Here is a 13742-nt window from a genome sequence, read left to right on the forward strand (position 1 = left end):
TATTTATAATTATACACTATTTAATATTGTTTATATGATAGGCAAAAAGTATTTTATAAAATTTTAATAAAATACTTTAAAATTAGTATTTTTTTTAATAAAACGGAAACAATATGACTAGCCTAAGTTTAATAAAAAAACACGGGGAAACCAAAAAAAATTTAGGGGTGAATCGTATTTCACGTAGGTTATGCCTTTACCGAACCCGCCAGCTAACCCCGCAGGTAATAAGGAGAGGATTTAATTGAAAAAAATTTTTTGTTTCGTTAGTTTATTATTATTAGTTTTCAGCCCACTTGACACGGTATCTGCAGCTAATATGCTAAACAAAGATACCACCCTTTTTAATAATAATGAAGAAATAGTGCAGGTATTTAACTATTCAAATCAAAAACTATATGTAACACAAAAAGATGTAGATCTTATGGCAAAAGTAGTGTATGCAGAAAGTAACTCTGAACCTTTCGAGGGACAGGTAGCTGTAGCATCTGTCATATTAAATAGATTGAAATACCCTGAGTTTCCAAAAACCATAGAAAATGTAGTAAAACAAAAAGGTGCTTTTTCATGTGTAAGAAATGGTGAAATAAATGTAACACCAAATGAAAACAATTATAAGGCAGTATCACAGGCATTAAAGGGGGTCGACCCTACAGGCAAGGCTATATTTTTCTATAATCCTAAAATTGCCACTTCGATATGGATGAAAGATATAAATAAAACAAATGTTAAATCTATAGGAAATCATGTCTTTTTTATGGCGGAATAACATACAATCATTAATAATTTAAAAATAGGACCTGGTGCAGAATCAGTTGATTTTATCACCAAGTCCTATTTTTTATGACAATTTGACCATTGAATCAAGATAAGTAACTGCATTTAACGCTGCCACCTGGCCTTGTCCTGCAGATTTAATATACTGATATGGCTTTCCCGTACAATCTCCTGCCGCAAAACATCCTTTTATATTGGTCTTCATATCTAGATTGACTTTTATATGATTGTTTTCCATCTCAAGCCCTGGTACTAATTGAGTTGGCGAAACACTATCCTTTAAAACAAATACTCCATCTGTTGCAATTTCATTATTTTCAAATACTACTTTATCAACTTTGTCTGTCCCCTGTATTTCTACAACCCTATCATTTAAAATTTTTATATTTTCATTTAAAGCTAGTTCCTTTTTATACATAGGCACATAATAAGTTGTCTTAGCCAGTTCACTTACATAATTTGCATCATCTTCAGCTTCTTTATTGTACCCTATAATGGTTACTGTCTTTCCTTTATAAAGCGGTGCATCACAGGTAGCACAATATCCTACTCCTTTTCCTAAAAATTTCTCTTCTCCTTTTAATGGTTTAGTATATTCAATTCCAGTCGCAAGTATTATAGTTTTCGATTCATACATTTTTCCATTTACATCTAATGCAAAATAATCACCCATAGCATATACTTCATTTATTCTTTCAAACGTTATGGATATGCCCAAATTTTCTATATGCTCTTTAAACCTATCTCTCAGTTCGATACCTGTAATATCATAAAATCCAAGATAATTATTTATTTTAGGTGCCTTAATTATCTTATTGCTAAGCTCTTGTATTCCAAATACAATTATGTTTTTATTCCTTACTTTAGCATTAATAGCAGCAGAAAGTCCAGCAGGTCCGCTGCCTATTATAGCTATATCATACCTAGTATTTTCCATTTAATCACACCTCATTTTATATAGTAAAATGACAAATTAACACAGGAATGTTAATTTGTCATTTGATTATTATTTCTTCACATCGTATTTATATATGCTTCTCCAACACTTCTTTTACTGCCTGTTTTGGTTTGAAACCTACAAATTTATCCACAACATTTCCATCTTTAAAAACTATTACAGTTGGAATACTTGATATTTTAAATTCAGATGCTATATTAGGATTTTCATCTACATTTAATTTGAAAAATTTAACCTTTTCTCCTAATTCTCCTGAAACTTCATCCATTATAGGAGAAAGCATTTTACATGGTCCACACCAAGAAGCCCAAAAATCTACAACTACTGGTGTAGATGCCTGATTGATTGATGTTGAAAAATTTTCATCCTTTATTTCTTCTATCATTTTTTTGCCCTCCTTATACCCTATATGGGTATGTTTATTAATTATATTTTATACTCTATTTTAAAGTTAGTCAATATATTTATATATTTTTTAATTGTCTGTAATAGCTTTTACTATAGAATTATTATATATAGATGATGGATAATTATCCGATAATTTTTCAGCATAATTCTTCGCCTTATTTTTATCCAATTTATTATATATAATTACAAGTCTGTATAATACAGTACTCTCATAATCTCCATCTGAATATTTTCCATCATATTCGCTGTAATACTTTATAGCATTTTCAACATCTCCCGATGAATCTAAACTGTATCCCATCATATAGATTATATCTGGATATGTGTTTGTATCTTTTCCATAATCAACAGCTTTTTTTAAGTATTTTTTTGCATTGGTATAATCTCCATTTTTTATATATGCACAACCTTTTTCATAAAAATACTCAACCCCATCTGAGACCAAAATATCATTGGCACTCGACAGAAGTATCTTATCATTAGCAGATAATTTACTGTTCTTAAATTTTTCAACTGCATTATAAATTTCATCATAATTTTTATTTTCAATATAACTTTTTATATTATTATATGGGAAAGCATTATTTTTAATCTTTACAGGTTGTTTACTACTTTTTTGTAATTTACTATTAGTCCCATTGTTTGTCTTAATTGCCTTGCTTACTTTGTTAGATTTAAAATAAGCGATTTTTTTATTTTTTATTAGATAAATTCCAGATAAGGCAGCAATCACTATAATACACACTAAAACTATAGAAATTACTTTTTTCATATTAAACTTTTTTTTAATTACATTTATATCTTCCATATTTTTTTTCGTATCTGCTGCCATCTTATTTTTAACATCAATTTTAAATACATTATCCAACATATCAAGTGCTTCAGTATACTGACCTTTCTTTATATAACATACAGCTAGATAATTATTTACATTAATTGTGTTAAAAGAACTTTTGCTGCAATTTTCAAGTAGATCAATAGCTTCATTTATTTCCAACTTTTTAATCAAGACCAAAGATTTTTTATAAAAATTCAATCTGTTTACATCATCTTTAGAGCTTTCAAGATATTTTTTTGAAACTTTATCCTTATTTACTTCATAATTCATCTTCCATAACTTTTGAGCTGTATCAAGTTCTCCTTTTAAATACATAATAAGTCCTTTTAAATTAATTGATGACCTATTTTTTATATTTATGGATATGCTTTCTTCACACAGCTCCATAGCTTTATCTATATAACCATTGTTATATTTCTTCAAAGCCTTAAAATATATTTTTTGAGATTTGTCCATAATGTAGCTCCTTAATAGTTTAACCAATATTATATATTAAATTTCTAAAATTATTTTCCCATTTGAATCTTTAACTTGCATTTTTTTGTTTAGATTTGTATTAAATGATTCTAATGTCCATTCCTCTACGTGGGATTTATTATACACATCATCATCATATACATTTATCTTTAAATTCAATTTATCATCATTTTTCTGTACAGACATTATTTGCTGTTTATCACTTGGTGTTTTCAAAACCAAATATACTTTTTCTGTATTTATATTTAACATATATAAATTTCCGCCTTTTGAAACTGTACCTGAAGACGATCCGATAATAACTAATAAATTTTCATTGTCAGCCCATTCAACAAACCTTGGTGACTTTTTAGGATTATTTTTGATTTGAAAGCAAATTATTTTATTTTTACCTTTTACTATTATCTTTCCTTGTCCTTCTTCTAAAGCATCTTCACCTTTTCCCTCTATTGATGCACTATAAGTACCATCCTCTGAGCTTTTCCATGGAGTATTAAAATCTATTTTTGCAGTACTTTCTAGTTCTTCCTTAGTGAATTCAATTCCACCTGAATTTTTATAAGTATCATTTGATTTTACTTTATCTTCCTGCAAATCACCTTTAGCTTGTGAATTACTGCTATTAGTTTTCTGTTCCAGTTTTTGAGAGTTCTCAGAATTATTTTTATTGTCAGTTTGAGAATCTGATTTTTTTGTGCACGATGTTAATGATAATACTAAAATAATAATAGATGAGATTATAAGTATAAATTTTCTTATTTTAAAATTCTTCATGGAATTCCCTCCTCATTAAAGTTATATATTGTATTTATAGATTATCAGTAAATCTAAACTTTTTCAATGGTATATAAAAAAGGTTTCAAATTATGGCTAATTATAGCTAATTTGAAACCTTTTTGAATAATATCGTTTTATTTTTCCATTATAAGTTGTTTAGCTTTCAGCATAGATGATGCACTCATTGAGAATTCATCCAATCCGTATTCCACCAATATAGAGATAGCTCTTTCATCTCCTGCCATTTCTCCACACATTCCACACCATTTGCCTTCCTTATGTGCAGATTCTATGGTTAATTTTATGAGTTTAAGTACTGCTGGATGCAGTGGATTATATAAATATGATACTTTTTCATTCATCCTGTCTGCAGCAAGTGTATATTGGATTAAATCGTTAGTACCTATACTAAAGAAATCTACATACTTTGCAAGCTCCTCTGAATTTACAGCAGCTGCCGGTATTTCTACCATTATTCCTATCTCTATATCATCTTTATACTTTTTTCCTTCCTTTTTAAGTTCTTTTCTGCATTCCTTTATTACATCCTTAGCCTGCAAAATTTCTTCCAGGGAAGATATCATAGGAAACATAATTTTAAGATTTCCATAAACTGAAGCTCTTAAAAGTGCTCTAATCTGAACCTTGAATATATCAGGCCTGTCAAGACAGAGTCTTATAGCTCTATATCCCAAGAATGGATTCATTTCCTCTGGAAGTGGCAAATATGAAAGTTTCTTGTCTCCTCCTATATCCAGTGTTCTTATAACTACCGGTTTGTCTTCCATTTTCTCCAGTACATATTTATATGCTTCAAATTGTTCATCCTCTCCTGGCATGTCATCTCTATCCATATATAAAAATTCAGTTCTAAATAATCCTATGGCATCGCCGCCATTTGCAAGTACCTGTTTTACATCTTCTGGCTTTCCTATATTTCCTGCGACGAGAACACGCTTTCCATCCTTGGTAACAGTTTCAACATTTATTAATTTTTTGAGCTCTTCTCTTTCCTTTTCATATTCTTCTTTCTTTTTCTCGTATTCTCTGATGGTATTTTCATCGGGGTTTATTATAGCTGTTCCTTCAACTCCATCCACAATTATTGTATCTCCATTTTTAACTGATGATGTTATATCCTTCATGCCAACAACTGCCGGTATTTCCAAAGTTCTTGACATAATAGCACTATGTGAAGTCCTACCTCCTATATCTGTAAGGAAAGCTATGACCTTGTTCTTATCAAGCTGTGCAGTATCAGATGGAGTCAAATCATGAGCCACAATTACCGTATTGTTTTCCATATTTGAAAGATCTGATATATTGCCTGTCAAGTTTGCAAGTATTCTATGTCCTACATCCTTTATATCTGCTCCTCTTTCTCTTAAATATTCATCTTCCATAGCTGCAAAAGTTGCCATGTATATTTTTACTACATCCGAAAGTGCCTTTTCTGCATTTATTTTATTATTTTCAATTTCGTTTTCAACTGCACCTGCAAATTCGGGATCACCTAAAAGCATGATATGGCTCTCAAATACTGCTGCCTTATCTGCCCCAATTTCCCTTTCTGCTTTTTCCTTTATTTTTTGTAGCTGCTCTTCTGAATTTTTAAGAGCTTCTTTAAATCTAACTTTTTCCTTTTCTACATTATCTATTTTTACTTCTTCTATTTTTATCTTTTTATCCTTTTTTAATAATACCTTACCTATTGAATAACCTTTTGAAGCTGCAATACCTTTTTTCACTTATTTTCTCCTCCTTAAATTTTCCTGAGCTCTAAAACCTTTAAATATATATTATATATATTAATTTTTATTGTATACTGTTATATAATAGCAAGTTTAATGCCATATTAACCGATTATATAATTTTTTTGTTATATCATTTTATTATGCTCCTAAATATCAGTATTTATTTTAAGGAATAATTTCATAAATCTTTTTTAATTGAAACTGTAATATTTAAAGGTTGATAAAAAATATCAGTATTTATCACAACTATACAACTAAATTTTAAAATATCATTTTAAAATGATGGACTTTGCAGCATTCTTAGTATAATATTGTAATTGATAAAAAATATCAAGCATAATATGATATTTGATAAATTTTATCAGTAAAGGAGTATATTATGTATAAAAATATAATTGGAGTTCCGATCCCAAATGGAATTCATACAAGAATTGCCGCTATAATAGTACACAAAGCGGTCAGTCTCAAAAATAAATATGGAATAAACCTTTACATAAAAAAAATATCTGCTAAAGAACCCCTTGCAATAAGTATGCTGGCACTAGTATCTCTTAAAATACAAGAAAATGAAATAATTGAAGTATCATGTATAGAAGACAGTGAGAACGGAAAAATGGCTGTCTTGGAATTGTGCAGCTTTATAACTAATGATCTCTCACAAAATAATCCAACCATATCAAAAATAGATGATATAATAGAGCAAAATACCATAGCTTATGGAGAAATAGTCAAAAATATACCTGTAGGTATAGTGGTAATAGATCAAAATGCCCGTATTACAACTATAAACGATTATGGTTTGAAAATAGTTAAGAAGAATTTAACTGAAGTTATAGGACGATTTATAAAAGATATCATTCCTACTTCTGATTTACAAAATGTATTAAAGCTAAAGAAGAAAAAAGTTGGAGAAACTCAATATATAAATAATAATCTTGTCATATCAAATAGGTCTCCTATTTTCTCCAATAATAAGGTAATAGGTGCTCTTGGTGTATTTCAGGACATATCAGAACTTGTAGGGATAAAGGAATTAAATGAAAGATTTAAAAAAATTTTGGAAGCTTCGCATGAGTTAATCTGCTTTGTAGATGATAGAAGAATTATAAGCTATATAAACCCTGCTTATGAAAAACATTATAAAATAAAAAGCTCTGATATAGTTGGAAAAGATCTTATAGACATTTCACCAAATGGGCTCAGAATAAAAGTATTTAATTCAAAAAAAGCAATCGAGGATACAGTATATCACAAGGACAAAAAAACCATAGTATCCACTGTAGCACCTATTTTTGCCGATGGAAAATTCAAGGGAGTAATATCTATATCAAAAACTGCTGATGAATTAAAAGATCTTTTGAATAAGTTGAAAAATTCAGAAGAAAAGTTAAATTACTATAAGGAAGAACTGAACAGACAAAATAATATAGACAAAGCATTCAAATCCATAATAGGCTGCAGCAGCTCTCTTAAGGAATGTTTAATAATTGCACAAAAAGCCTCTAAGTCAACTTCTACTGTACTAATCAGAGGTGAAAGCGGAACTGGAAAAGAACTTATTGCAAAAGCAATTCATAACAACAGTGACAGAAAAAATGAATCCTTTGTAAGAATAAATTGTGCTGCAATACCTGAAAATCTATTTGAAAGTGAACTATTTGGGTATGAGAAAGGTGCTTTTACCGGTGCCGTAAAAAGCAAGCCCGGTAAATTCGATCTGGCAAATAAGGGTACTATATTTTTAGATGAAATAGGTGATATGCCCGTATATATGCAGGTAAAACTTTTGAGGGTACTTCAGGAAAAAGAATTTGAAAGTGTTGGCGGCCTTGTAACTCACAAAGTAGATGTAAGAATAATTGCCGCTACAAATAAAAATCTTGAATCAATGTTAAAGAAAAATAAATTTAGAGAAGATTTATACTACAGATTAAATGTAATCAGCATAATGCTCCCTCCGCTTAGAAGCAGAAAGGAAGATATAAATCTCCTTGTAGAACATTTTATAAAAAAAATAAGCAATAAGTTAAATAAAGATGTAACCCAAATAGATAAAAAGTCTTTAAATTATTTTAGAGAATATCACTGGCCTGGCAATATAAGAGAATTAGAAAATGTAATAGAAAGGGCAATAAATATGTGTGATGGAACTATTATAAAATCTAATGATCTTCCTTTTTATGTCAAAGGAGAAAGTTCCGAACCTGAAAGCCTTGTAAATCTTAAAAATGGAGAACTTGCCCCTATAGAAGATTATGAAAAAGAAATTATAATTAAAGCCATGAAAAAATACAAAAGTTACAATAAAGCTGGCAAAGTTTTAGGGTTAACTCACCGTACAGTATCTCTAAAGTGTAAAAAATATGGAATAGATATAAATCATATTAACTAAATATTACTTAATCAAATCTTGAAATTCTTTTGAATCTTTAACCGGATCAAAATCCTTTTCTTCTCTTATTATACTTTTAATTTCTGGAGATATATTTAAAGCTATTTTAAGATTTTTTATAGTATTTTTAATATCTCCACGTCTTCCATAAATACTTGCCTTTCCATAATAACTCCAAACATACTGTTCCAATTCCAAATCTTTATCATACCACGAAATTGCATCATCGTAATTTCCATAAAGTTCATAGGCTAAAGCCTTATTAAATCTTCCATATCCATAATCCGGTTTCAATTCAAGACATTTGTCTATATTTCTCATACCATCTTCATAATTATTACTATAGCAAAGAGCTATTCCCTTTATATTATAGGCTTTATAAAAACTCCCATCTTCCTTTATAATTTCATTAGCTTTGTTTATAGAATTTGAATACTGTTTTTTTCTAAATAGAGTTTCTGCTTCTTTGTACTCTAGCTCTAATTTTTTTTGCTTGCTATTTTGTAAATTAGAATTATTTGATTCATCATTTTTTGTGCTTGAATTATATTGTTTTATAGTCTCATTATTATTTTTGCTGTAACTATACTTTAAACTATCATTATTTCTACTGCTTATTGCATTATTTACAGCAATTATAGCTACCACAATACTTAATATACAAAAAATTATTATTTTAGTTTTAAGTGAAAATTTTTTATATAATTTTTCTAAAAATGCATGATATCCACCTTTAAAACCCATATAAGTTATCTCCCATATAAAACCTATTTATTTGTCTTTTAGATATTTCTTCAATCTATCAGAAATATTTTTTTCTATTTCCTCTATGCTGTGTTTCTTAGCTCTACAACATATATTAGCATCTTCATCACATATATAGCATTTTCTGCTTTTTAGTCCAAGTTCTTTCCTGCTAATGCCATTTCCTTTAGTATCATAAACATCTATGTCAACACATCTTCCGATAATGCTTCCATCTTCTATCTTTACTGTAGTCTTTTTTATGTTATATATATTTTCATTTATAACAAGAGTTAAAACTGGTCCTTCTGCCGTTATTTGCAGATTTTTATACATAATTTTATTTTTAAATTCATTAATCACCATAGGGCACAATTCTTTCATTATTCTAAAAGTTGTATAATTATTTTTATGTATTCCAGGATAATTTATTCTCATGGAAACAAGTGGTGAAAAATAATCTCTTATAAGACAATTTTGTCTATGAACCCTATGTTCTTTAGCTTGAAGTAAATCATTCATGGTATATTTTTTAAAATTTATAAATTCTATACCATTATCATCCTTAGATATGCATTTAAGATAAATATCCTTTATTAATTTTTTTTCATTACTTTCTTCTGTACCATCATCAGTAATATTGATATTCATAATTTAGTAGAAAAGATTATCAAGGTTAATCTTTTCTTTATCCAGCCTCCTTTCATAATTTGATAATTACCTCTTCCAATATTAATTAAAAATTATAATATTATAATTTGGAAGCTTTCAAATAATTATTCTGTCCCAATTCATATAGATTATTTCCTTTTGAATCAATAACTACAACCACCGGCAAATTCTTAACTTCCAATTTTCTTATGGCTTCAGATCCAAGATCCTCATATGCTATGATTTCTGAATGTATTATAGATTTTCCTATAAGTGCAGCAGCTCCTCCTATAGCCCCAAAATATACTGCCTTATTTTTTTTCATTGATTCTATAACTTCATTAGATCTTATTCCCTTTCCAATCATTCCTTTTAACCCAATGTCTAATAATTTTGGTGTAAAACTATCCATCCTATAACTTGTAGTTGGTCCTGCTGAGCCTATAGGATTCCCTGGTTTTGCAGGTGTCGGGCCTACATAATATATTATTTGATCTCTTATCTCCATAGGAAGACTTTCACCCTTGTCAAGTAAATCTATAAGCCTCTTATGTGCAGCATCCCTTGCTGTATATATTATACCTGATATAAATACATTATCTCCTGCATTTAAATTCTTTACCTTTTCCTCTGTAAGTGGGGTTTCTATTATTTTATCCATATAATCACTGCCTATGTAAGCAGATTCAACTCCTTTCCATATTAAAGTTCAATTTCCTTATGTCTTGTAACATGACAATTTATATTCACCGCTACAGGTAATCCTGCTATATGAGTTGGATAAGTTTCTATATTTACAGCTAAAGCAGTAGTCATACCGCCAAAACCTTGGGGCCCTATCCCTGTTAAATTTATCTTTTGCAGTAATTCCTTTTCTAGATCTGCATAAAATTTATCATCATTTCTTTTATTTAAAGGTCTTATAAGCGCTCGTTTTGCAAGATTTGCGACTTTATCAAAATTTCCACCTATACCAACACCCACAACTATTGGTGGACATGGGTTAGGTCCTGCATCTTTTACTGCTTTTAATATAAATTTTTTAACTCCTTCTATACCATCAGCTGGTTTTAGCATTTTTATCTGACTCATATTTTCCGATCCAAATCCCTTAGGTGAAACAGTTATCTTTAATTTATCTCCCATAACTATATCATAATTTATTATAGCAGGAGTATTGTCCTCTGTATTTATCCTTCTAATCGGATCTTTAACTATGGATTTTCTAAGATAACCTTCTGTATATCCTTCTCTAACTCCTTCATTTATTGCATCTTCTATACTTCCACCTGTAATATGTACTTCTTGTCCAATTTCAACAAATACACATGCCATTCCGGTATCCTGGCACATAGGCATTTCTCCATTTTTTGATATATCTATATTTTGCAATATTTTATTTAATATGTCTTTAGCAATGGGCCATTTTTCTTGTTCTTCTGAAGTTTTTATTCTGTCTTTAACATCCTGTGAAAGATAATAATTTGATTCTATACAAAGTTTTTTTACTGCTTGAGTTATACATTTTACGTTTATTTCTCTCATTATAGGTATATTCTCCTTTACATCAAATTATAAATTAATAAATATTAATTCTGATACTTTAGTTCTATTATTTTCGATTTTAGAGTCTTTACTGAATTTTCATCTAAATTGTACAAAAATTTTAGTATAGGCTTGCTGTCACTAATATTATCCTTTACATCTTTGTATCTACCAGGCGATACCAATACAACGCTGCAACTATTTATAATCTTTTTCAGTTCAACAATATCTGTTGTATTTGTATATTTAATGTCTATGTTTTCAAGTCCTGCTCTCTCCAATGCTCCTCTCACTTTAAACATAAATTCATTTGAAATGCACACAAAAGCAAATTTAGTTTTATCAGGATATTTTGCAATTTTAACTATTGTTTCTAAATCAACATTAATTGCTACTCCTATTACTTCTTTTTTAAATTTGCTTGTAAGATTATTCACTTCGTTAACATGATTAAAAGTTGATATTATGACCTGGCAATTTTTTATAATATTTTCAACTTTACTATTCACATTCTTTAAATCATCAATAGTAAGAGGAATAACATTTATATCCGTACTTTCTATAAGTTGATCACTGAACATTTTAGACTGCTCTATATTACATTCCACATAAACTGCAGTAATTTTACTCATAATATTTCTTTTCTCTTTAATTCTCTTATTTACAATTTCTAAAAATTCATCCGGGCTTATTCCAGTTTCTACACCTTCTTCAAAAGCAAGGTCTATAAATTTCACTATTTTTTCTTTTACATTTTGTATCTTCCATGGATTTGTGTCCTCAGCTACAAAAGTTCCCCTTCCCTGGTATGACTTCAGGACTCCCTCCTGCTCTAAGTCATTATATGCCGAACTTATGGTATTTCTGCTTACTTTTAAACTTTCAGATAATTCCCTTTCTGTAGGCATTTTATTTCCAACTCTTAAAATATCATTTTTTATTAAATACATTATATGTTTTTTTACTTGCAAATAAAGCGGAACTCCACTTTCCTTATCTAATTTAATATATATTTTAACCACCTCAAAATTTACTGTATTAATCAATCTGCAAACTAATAGTATCACAATCAATAATATATATGCAATATATGCTGAAATACATATGAGAGGTTAATTTATTTTATCTGTTTATAATATTCATTAATGGATTTTGCTAAAGATTTTGATATTTTACATTGGTAATCATCTGATTGCAATTTTTCTTTTTCATCATAATTTGATAAAAATCCACATTCAACTATAACTGAAGGCATATCATCATTTTCTCTAAGTATTTTATATAGATTAAAAGCTGCTTTTTCATGTCTTTTATTACTGGTATCCAAATCATTTATCAAATTATCCTGTAAGATTTTCGCAAGTTTTTTGCTTTCTTTATTTTTTGAATACCATACCTGGGCTCCATAATATTTAGATTGTGGAAACATATTAAGATGTATACTTATAAACAAATTGCACTTAGTATCTTCTTTCATTTTAACTCTGTTACTTAAATCCTCTATCTTTTTCTTTCTTATTCTTCCACCTTCTGTATATAGCCCCTTGTCACATTCCCTAGTCATTAAAACTGTATATCCATCTTTTTTTAATTCATCTCTAAGCTTGCTACTTATTTTCAAATTTATATTTTTCTCTGAAATGCCATCTTTTGTCTCTGCTCCACCATCCATTCCTCCGTGCCCTGGATCAATGAGTATTATAAATTTGTTTTTACTATTGATATCATTCGAATTAGAAGCAGAATATACTGTATTTTGGAACAGTACAGTAAGCATTATTGAAATTATTAAAATTGAAACTACTCTTATATTAACCTTTTTCATTATGGGAGTATCACTTCCTATTTTTAAAATCTAAAAACTTTACTAAATTATTTTGTCATAGATTCATAAAAATATACAAAAGGTAGAAAGATTTTTAAATAAATCTTTCTACCTCTATATCTAATATATCTAAATAATAATTACTTACTAAGCAAATCCCATATGTAAAAGATATTAACAAACTATCTCTTTGAGAATTGTGGAGCTCTTCTTGCTTTTTTAAGACCATATTTCTTTCTTTCTTTCATTCTTGGATCTCTTGTCAAGAATCCAGCTTTCTTAAGTTCAGGTCTTAAATTGTCATCTGCTTTTAAAAGTGCTCTTGATATACCATGTCTTATAGCTCCAGCCTGACCTGTAAATCCACCACCATATACATTTACAATAACATCAAATTTACCTTTTGTTGAAGTTAACTCTAATGGTTGATTAACTATAACCCTAAGTGTTTCTAATCCGAAATATTCTTCTATATCTCTTTTATTTATTGTTACTTTACCTTCTCCAGGTACAAGTCTAACCCTAGCTACTGATTTTTTTCTTCTTCCTGTTCCAAAATATTGAACTTTAGCCATTTTTTATCCTCCTTCCAACTT

Annotated in this window: 14 protein-coding genes and 1 riboswitch; of the genes, 2 read left to right on the forward strand and 12 right to left on the reverse strand. The window is 28.9% G+C overall.

Features of this window, described 5'->3' with window-relative positions; all coding sequences use genetic code 11:
* Window positions 1-109: 109 nt before the first annotated feature.
* Window positions 110-242, forward strand: a riboswitch (cyclic di-AMP (ydaO/yuaA leader).
* A gap of 2 nt (window positions 243-244) precedes the next feature.
* On the forward strand, window positions 245-769 hold the full coding sequence (locus J2Z42_RS08525) for a cell wall hydrolase (RefSeq protein WP_209702228.1): 525 nt from the start codon (window positions 245-247) through the stop codon (window positions 767-769).
* A gap of 72 nt (window positions 770-841) precedes the next feature.
* Here J2Z42_RS08525 and J2Z42_RS08530 read toward each other — a convergent pair whose 3' ends face one another.
* The 5 genes from J2Z42_RS08530 to ptsP form a co-directional block, all read right to left on the reverse strand.
* Complete coding sequence (locus tag J2Z42_RS08530; RefSeq protein ID WP_209702229.1) at window positions 842-1714, reverse strand: NAD(P)/FAD-dependent oxidoreductase; 873 nt, start codon at window positions 1712-1714, stop codon at window positions 842-844.
* Between the two features lie 88 nt (window positions 1715-1802).
* Entirely contained in the window at window positions 1803-2120 is a 318-nt protein-coding gene (gene trxA / locus J2Z42_RS08535) for a thioredoxin (protein WP_209702230.1), read from the reverse strand.
* A 90-nt stretch (window positions 2121-2210) separates the two neighbouring features.
* Window positions 2211-3437 (reverse strand): tetratricopeptide repeat protein, encoded by a 1227-nt coding sequence (locus J2Z42_RS08540; RefSeq protein ID WP_209702231.1) that lies wholly within the window; start codon window positions 3435-3437, stop codon window positions 2211-2213.
* Window positions 3438-3473: 36 nt separating this feature from the next.
* Complete coding sequence (locus tag J2Z42_RS08545) at window positions 3474-4232, reverse strand: DUF4652 domain-containing protein (RefSeq protein WP_209702232.1); 759 nt, start codon at window positions 4230-4232, stop codon at window positions 3474-3476.
* Window positions 4233-4369: 137 nt separating this feature from the next.
* Window positions 4370-5983 (reverse strand): phosphoenolpyruvate--protein phosphotransferase, encoded by a 1614-nt coding sequence (gene ptsP, locus J2Z42_RS08550; RefSeq protein WP_209702233.1) that lies wholly within the window; start codon window positions 5981-5983, stop codon window positions 4370-4372.
* Between the two features lie 385 nt (window positions 5984-6368).
* On the opposite strand from ptsP, the gene J2Z42_RS08555 reads away from it, so the two are divergent.
* Window positions 6369-8381 carry a sigma 54-interacting transcriptional regulator gene (locus tag J2Z42_RS08555; RefSeq protein WP_209702234.1) on the forward strand — a complete coding sequence of 671 codons (2013 nt, stop codon included), beginning with the start codon at window positions 6369-6371 and terminating at the stop codon, window positions 8379-8381.
* A 3-nt stretch (window positions 8382-8384) separates the two neighbouring features.
* Here the strand turns inward: J2Z42_RS08555 and J2Z42_RS08560 are convergent, their stop codons facing one another.
* The 7 genes from J2Z42_RS08560 to rpsI form a co-directional block, all read right to left on the reverse strand.
* Entirely contained in the window at window positions 8385-9125 is a 741-nt protein-coding gene (locus tag J2Z42_RS08560) for a tetratricopeptide repeat protein (RefSeq protein WP_209702235.1), read from the reverse strand.
* 27 nt (window positions 9126-9152) lie between these two features.
* Entirely contained in the window at window positions 9153-9776 is a 624-nt protein-coding gene (gene citX / locus J2Z42_RS08565; protein ID WP_209702236.1) for a citrate lyase holo-[acyl-carrier protein] synthase, read from the reverse strand.
* A gap of 100 nt (window positions 9777-9876) precedes the next feature.
* Window positions 9877-10437 (reverse strand): Fe-S-containing hydro-lyase, encoded by a 561-nt coding sequence (locus tag J2Z42_RS08570; RefSeq protein WP_209702237.1) that lies wholly within the window; start codon window positions 10435-10437, stop codon window positions 9877-9879.
* Between the two features lie 41 nt (window positions 10438-10478).
* A complete protein-coding gene (locus tag J2Z42_RS08575) occupies window positions 10479-11321 on the reverse strand; it encodes a fumarate hydratase (protein WP_209702238.1) in 843 nt (280 codons plus the stop codon).
* Window positions 11322-11365: 44 nt separating this feature from the next.
* Complete coding sequence (locus J2Z42_RS08580; RefSeq protein WP_209702304.1) at window positions 11366-12343, reverse strand: GntR family transcriptional regulator; 978 nt, start codon at window positions 12341-12343, stop codon at window positions 11366-11368.
* Between the two features lie 95 nt (window positions 12344-12438).
* Window positions 12439-13146, reverse strand: a complete 708-nt coding sequence (gene cwlD, locus J2Z42_RS08585; RefSeq protein ID WP_209702239.1) for an N-acetylmuramoyl-L-alanine amidase CwlD — start codon at window positions 13144-13146, stop codon at window positions 12439-12441.
* 182 nt (window positions 13147-13328) lie between these two features.
* On the reverse strand, window positions 13329-13721 hold the full coding sequence (gene rpsI / locus J2Z42_RS08590; RefSeq protein WP_209702240.1) for a 30S ribosomal protein S9: 393 nt from the start codon (window positions 13719-13721) through the stop codon (window positions 13329-13331).
* Window positions 13722-13742: the final 21 nt, after the last annotated feature.

This window comes from Clostridium algifaecis (assembly GCF_017874415.1).
Lineage (GTDB): Bacteria > Bacillota > Clostridia > Clostridiales > Clostridiaceae > Clostridium_B > Clostridium_B algifaecis.

What these genes read in the sequence shown, in the direction of transcription:
- J2Z42_RS08530 (WP_209702229.1), bottom strand. Translation starts at nt 1,714, where the DNA reads ATGGAAAATACTAGGTATGATATAGCTATAATAGGCAGCGGACCTGCT.
- trxA (WP_209702230.1), bottom strand. Translation starts at nt 2,120, where the DNA reads ATGATAGAAGAAATAAAGGATGAAAATTTTTCAACATCAATCAATCAG.
- J2Z42_RS08540 (WP_209702231.1), bottom strand. Translation starts at nt 3,437, where the DNA reads ATGGACAAATCTCAAAAAATATATTTTAAGGCTTTGAAGAAATATAAC.
- J2Z42_RS08545 (WP_209702232.1), bottom strand. Translation starts at nt 4,232, where the DNA reads ATGAAGAATTTTAAAATAAGAAAATTTATACTTATAATCTCATCTATT.
- J2Z42_RS08555 (WP_209702234.1), top strand. Translation starts at nt 6,369, where the DNA reads ATGTATAAAAATATAATTGGAGTTCCGATCCCAAATGGAATTCATACA.
- J2Z42_RS08560 (WP_209702235.1), bottom strand. Translation starts at nt 9,125, where the DNA reads ATGGGTTTTAAAGGTGGATATCATGCATTTTTAGAAAAATTATATAAA.
- citX (WP_209702236.1), bottom strand. Translation starts at nt 9,776, where the DNA reads ATGAATATCAATATTACTGATGATGGTACAGAAGAAAGTAATGAAAAA.
- J2Z42_RS08570 (WP_209702237.1), bottom strand. Translation starts at nt 10,437, where the DNA reads ATGGATAAAATAATAGAAACCCCACTTACAGAGGAAAAGGTAAAGAAT.
- J2Z42_RS08575 (WP_209702238.1), bottom strand. Translation starts at nt 11,321, where the DNA reads ATGAGAGAAATAAACGTAAAATGTATAACTCAAGCAGTAAAAAAACTT.
- cwlD (WP_209702239.1), bottom strand. Translation starts at nt 13,146, where the DNA reads ATGAAAAAGGTTAATATAAGAGTAGTTTCAATTTTAATAATTTCAATA.
- rpsI (WP_209702240.1), bottom strand. Translation starts at nt 13,721, where the DNA reads ATGGCTAAAGTTCAATATTTTGGAACAGGAAGAAGAAAAAAATCAGTA.